We start from the raw sequence: 4,992 nt of genomic DNA, 5'->3' as shown, positions 1-4,992 counted from the left end.
TGGTGTAGCGTACTGTCCACACTGTGATGGTCCATTGTTCAAAGGCAAACGTGTTGCCGTGATTGGTGGTGGTAACTCAGGTGTTGAAGCGGCAATTGACCTTGCAGGTATTGTTGAGCATGTGACTCTGGTTGAGTTTGACACTAAACTTCGTGCTGACCAAGTCTTGCAAAACAAGTTAAACAGCTTGCCAAACACCACTGTGATTATGAATGCATTAAGCACAGAAGTATTGGGTGACGGTTCACAAGTAACTGGTCTTAAATATAAAGACCGTGCAACTGATGAAGAGCATGTGGTAGAGCTTGCAGGGATCTTTGTACAGATTGGTTTACTTCCAAACACTGACTTCTTAAAAGACAGTGAGGTTGAGCTAACCAACCGTGGCGAGATCATTGTGAATGACCGCAACGAAACCAATGTAAAAGGTGTATTTGCTGCGGGTGACTGTACTACTGTACCGTACAAGCAGATCATTATTGCTACAGGTGAAGGCGCTAAAGCATCACTCTCTGCGTTTGATTACATCATCCGTTCTGGGCAATAAAATCTAACCTAAAACAAAAGAGCCAAAGGATATCCTTTGGCTCTTTTTATTTTTTATGGTTTATACAAACCATGTTCAACTAAATGCTCTCGTAAAATACGACGTAGTTCTAATACGGCTTGTGGTGTTAACTGAATAGAGTGTCCACCCGGTAGAATTTTCTCAGATTTAGCACCTTCTAAGTGAGCACTTTTATAAGGAACAATACCATCGGTAATCACATTTGGATCATCACTTTTGGTAATGTTGCCCATAATTGAGTGGAAGATTAACCCTTGATGGGGATTAATATTCTCAGTGAGTTCCATAAATTTAGATTGATGGCTTAAGTCGCTTGGTCCATTTTGAATCAGGCCATTATCAATATTATTCAAGAAATCTTTAATATCTAAATTTTCTGTGGTGAGCGAAGTTGCAACAGCTGATAAAAAAGCACCCGGTAAGCGGATAATTTTACGCGCAGCTAATGTGAACCAACGATCGGCATAATCTGTACCTCGGTGTGGCGATGCCAAGAAAATTGCACGATCAAAGTTACTAATTGAATGCATTTGCAACCGTTCAGTCACCATAGGATGTTTCTTAAAACGGTTTTGCTGACGGATCGTCATCATCTCCAAGGCAGGTTTAGTAATATCAGCATCACTTACAAGTAAACGGCTAATAATTCCTCCCATACTATGACCAACAAGCACCGCATCATGCGCGGCAGGATCACTTGGGTTTAACGAACCGAATGCTTGTTTCAAAAGGGCATAAATCTGGAACCGGCTTTCCAGAATTGGCATATTGGTCGAGTAGAAAACTTGCCAAACTTGATAGTTATCTCTTAAAACAGTATCACCCATGACATCGTTGGTGAGCGCAATCCATGCCTCGGGGCTACTTGCTAAACCATGGACCAACACAATAATTTTTTTGTTTGGATTATAAGGTTCAAGCATATATAAATGCGGCATGGTTAAGTGCTGATCACGATCAATCAAGCTTAAGTAAGCCGCTACACCTAGGTTGTTTTCAGCTAACCACAGACCATAAGGAGCTGAGAAGTTTGCAGCTAAAGGGTATTGCTTACCAGCGACATTAATATTATCAGTTCGATAAGGATCATAGACCCGAATCACAAATTCTGGGTCATTAATAATTTCTTGAATGGTTTTAGCATGTTTAGGCTCTGCAACAATAGTTGCCGCTAAATAACGTGCATGGTGAATATTTGGATTTACACCATTTTTATAGCTGTAATTAAGTGGATCTAAAATGTATTCATTAATGTCTTCTTTGCCTGAACTTGGGAAGACAGCTACAAATTCGGAACCGAAACCATCACGACGGTTGATTGTTCTTAAACCTGAGAAATTTAAGTTATAACTTGAAATTAATTTTTCTAATTTTTGGCCAGATAATTGTCTATGAAACTCAAAATCAATTGAATATACACTCTTACCAATATGGATTTGTGGCTCTACCACATTTTTTTGTGGATACCTTAAATCATACACACTGACCATTTTGGCAATCGCTTGATTATAGAAGTCGCGTATCTGAACTTGTCTATTATCAAAAATACGATCAGTTGGCTGACGTTTTGTAGAAAACAGATAAGCATAGCTATAACGGATACTCTTATCGAGTAGACTTAACTGTTGATCTAAGCATTCATCATATTTATTTTGAATAACTTTTTGTTCTTCAGTTGGCTTATGTTTAGTGAAACGACTAATTTTACATTCAGAAGAATCTGACAAAGCCATTGCTTTCGCCAGATACATTTCACTTGCAGCCGATAACAGCTGTTCATCTAAAATTTGGGGCAGATTTTTAAGTTGATTAACACAAGTGTCAGGGGAGTCTGTACAGGCCTTAGCTTCTTGCCCTGACATGGACAAAACATTAAGACTTGCTTCACTTAGTTTATCTTGGGTAAGAATACTATTACGCTCATTTGCAATAGTAACGTTGAGAGCTTGTTGCTTAACATTGACGACCTGACATCCACTCAGGATTGAACCGAGGAGTATGACCGTGAAGAGCGCTGAGTTTCTTTTTCTAACAAACATTATGGTCAAATATGTGGATCAGTAATATGCTGATCATACAAATTTTAAAGTATTTTTCAATTGATCAAACATAAAAAAAGGGCTGTCAAATCAGCCCTTTTATAAAGTTTAAGCGCTTACTTTTTTGTAGCTGCACTTGGGGTAGCAGAAGACATAGCAGGGTTTGTTAAAACTTGCCATACATTCCAGCGACCTTGTTTTTCAATTTCTTGAATTAAACGGTCTGCTACTTCAGCTTCATCAGGATATTTAACCTTGTAATTTTTTAGAGTCTGAATCGCATTTTTCTTTTGTTCCATTGCAATATAGTTATTTGCAGCGGCTAAATATGCTTCCTGAACATTACCTTTAATAGCTTTATCTAAATACGGAATAGCCTCACGTTGACCACCACCTTCAGACAAACCAAAACCAAACCAGAAATTCGCTTCAGCATCATCTGGATTAATTTTTAAAAGTCTTTGTGCATATTCTAAAGACTTAGTGGTATGAGCAGTACCTAAATCAAGGTTACGGGCAAGTACACTTGCTTTAAAAGCACGAATAAGAATATCAAATGAAGCATCTGGATTAGCAGCTAAAGTATCTAAGCGCTGAGTAACTTCCTTAAGTTTGCTTTCAAAGCCTTTACGTTCTTGACGGTCAGTAAAACGAGGCGGATAGTGGCGCGCTTTACCTTCAACAAGTTGTAAGAAGTCATCAATTTCAGTTACATCAATTTCATTATCGCCCGCTAAAACTGCGTATTTCATTGAACGTTGTGAGTTGTTGACTGTAGGTACGATCAATTTATTCGTATCTAATGTAAGTGTTTTGGTTGGATCGTCCTGACGAGTTACAACCATTTTGGTTACAGGCTGTGCAGCAGCTTCTTTTAAAGCAACTTCAAATGCAGGCGGAGCATCATAATTAAATGGGTTTAATGCATAAAATGGAGGTGTAAGCTCTGGTTCCTTAAAAACAAACGGCTCAATTTTTTGTTCTTTTACAGGTGCCATGGTACACGCTGTTAAACTTGAGGTCGCAAGAAGGATATATGCCAAAGGCTTAAAATTCATAGGATCTTCCGTTCATTTTATAAAGTTAAATAAGGTACAACAAGTCTAGGAAAACCTAAACCGACATGCAAGGGTAAGCGTGTTACATTATGAATCAAGAATATTACGTTTTTGATGTCTTGTTTTGCGCACCGCATTCACGACGAACTTCTTCAAGAATTTTTAGCTCTTCATCACTAAAAGGCTGTTCATCTTGACTTTCTTTTTTGAAAGTTGGGTCAAGTTCGGACAAACGCTGGCACAAATTATTCATACGCGTTTCATTGTGCTGAATACGGTCAAGTAAAACTCGCATTCCTTCTAAAATTGGGTCAGATTGATCAGCAGTAGTCGCATACGGAGCAAAACCAATACTTTGTGCATAATCACGGCGACGTTCTTCATCTTTATCTTTAGTTTTGTCGGCATCTTTATAGATATAACGTGCAGGGTTACCAACAGCTGTTACACCAGCAGGAACTGCTTTTGTGACTACCGCATTTGAACCAACTTTGGCGCCTTTACCTACCGTAAATGGACCTAAGATTTTCGCACCAGCACCGACAACCACGCCATCTTCTAAAGTTGGGTGACGCTTACCTTTATTCCAAGTCGTACCACCTAAGGTAACACCGTGGTATAGCGTTACATCATCACCAATTTCAGCAGTTTCACCAATTACAACGCCCATGCCATGATCGATAAAGAAGCGTTTGCCGATTTTAGCACCAGGGTGAATTTCAATACCCGTTGCAAAACGACTAAATGACGAAACAAAACGGGCGGTACCTTTACAATCTTTTTTCCACAATTCATGTGCAAGCCTATGCAAAAGTAAAGCATGTATACCTGGGTAAGTGGTAAGTACTTCGAGTGTATTTCGTGCAGCAGGATCTCGCGCGAATACAGCCTGTATATCTTCTTTAAGCTGTTTAAGCATTGGATTGATCCTCCTTGTCCGATGATGCTTTTTTCCATTTGCCGCTTGTGAGGGCTTGGACTCGACTAAAAATACCGCGAAGTAAATGATATTCCATACGATCTAATTGTATACGACCAAATAAACGACGCAAGCGTAAAGGTAGTAAACGTGGATTTTCTGGATCTAAAAATTCAATTTCGATGAGCATTTTTTCCAAATGGGGGTAGAACTCTTCCATTTGCTGCTGAGTCACTAACGGCTCATCCCATTGCATGCTTTGACCTTGAGCAAGCGGCATTTGCCCAGCATCAGAAGCAACTTCTTTTTGCTCTAATACCGACATACGAAGTTCATAACAAACCACTTGAATCGCTTGAGCAACGTTAAGTACACCATAGTCCGAGTTTACAGGAATAGTAAGGTGAT

General features: G+C 39.3%; 4 protein-coding genes and 1 pseudogene. 1 reads left to right on the top strand and 4 read right to left on the bottom strand.

Annotated elements, in window-relative coordinates; all coding sequences use genetic code 11:
* On the top strand, positions 1-547 hold a 547-nt coding region (locus C1642_RS19260; RefSeq protein WP_165381260.1), incomplete at its 5' end, for an FAD-dependent oxidoreductase.
* Positions 548-600: 53 nt separating this feature from the next.
* Here C1642_RS19260 and C1642_RS12230 read toward each other — a convergent pair.
* From C1642_RS12230 to C1642_RS19255, 4 genes and pseudogenes are all read right to left on the bottom strand, one after another.
* Positions 601-2,607 carry an esterase/lipase family protein gene (locus tag C1642_RS12230; RefSeq protein ID WP_103236386.1) on the bottom strand — a complete coding sequence of 669 codons (2,007 nt, stop codon included), beginning with the start codon at positions 2,605-2,607 and terminating at the stop codon, positions 601-603.
* Between the two features lie 116 nt (positions 2,608-2,723).
* On the bottom strand, positions 2,724-3,665 hold the full coding sequence (locus C1642_RS12225; RefSeq protein WP_001009738.1) for an ABUW_2363 family tetratricopeptide repeat lipoprotein: 942 nt from the start codon (positions 3,663-3,665) through the stop codon (positions 2,724-2,726).
* Positions 3,666-3,768: 103 nt separating this feature from the next.
* Positions 3,769-4,584: a serine O-acetyltransferase gene (gene cysE, locus C1642_RS12220; protein WP_000917698.1), complete on the bottom strand. Its 816-nt coding sequence runs from the start codon at positions 4,582-4,584 to the stop codon at positions 3,769-3,771.
* Positions 4,577-4,992: pseudogene (locus tag C1642_RS19255) on the bottom strand (tRNA (cytosine(32)/uridine(32)-2'-O)-methyltransferase TrmJ); the annotation flags it as partial. The pseudogene C1642_RS19255 and the gene cysE, both read right to left, overlap by 8 nt.

It is taken from the genome of Acinetobacter sp. AKBS16, assembly GCF_002899995.1.
Lineage (GTDB): Bacteria > Pseudomonadota > Gammaproteobacteria > Pseudomonadales > Moraxellaceae > Acinetobacter > Acinetobacter baumannii.
Note: the sequence above shows the minus strand (reverse complement) of the source record. Positions and strands in the feature narration are given on the sequence as shown.

Coding starts and splice junctions, on each gene's coding strand:
- cysE (WP_000917698.1), bottom strand. CDS start 4,584: ATGCTTAAACAGCTTAAAGAAGATATACAGGCTGTATTCGCGCGAGAT.
- C1642_RS12225 (WP_001009738.1), bottom strand. CDS start 3,665: ATGAATTTTAAGCCTTTGGCATATATCCTTCTTGCGACCTCAAGTTTA.
- C1642_RS12230 (WP_103236386.1), bottom strand. CDS start 2,607: ATGTTTGTTAGAAAAAGAAACTCAGCGCTCTTCACGGTCATACTCCTC.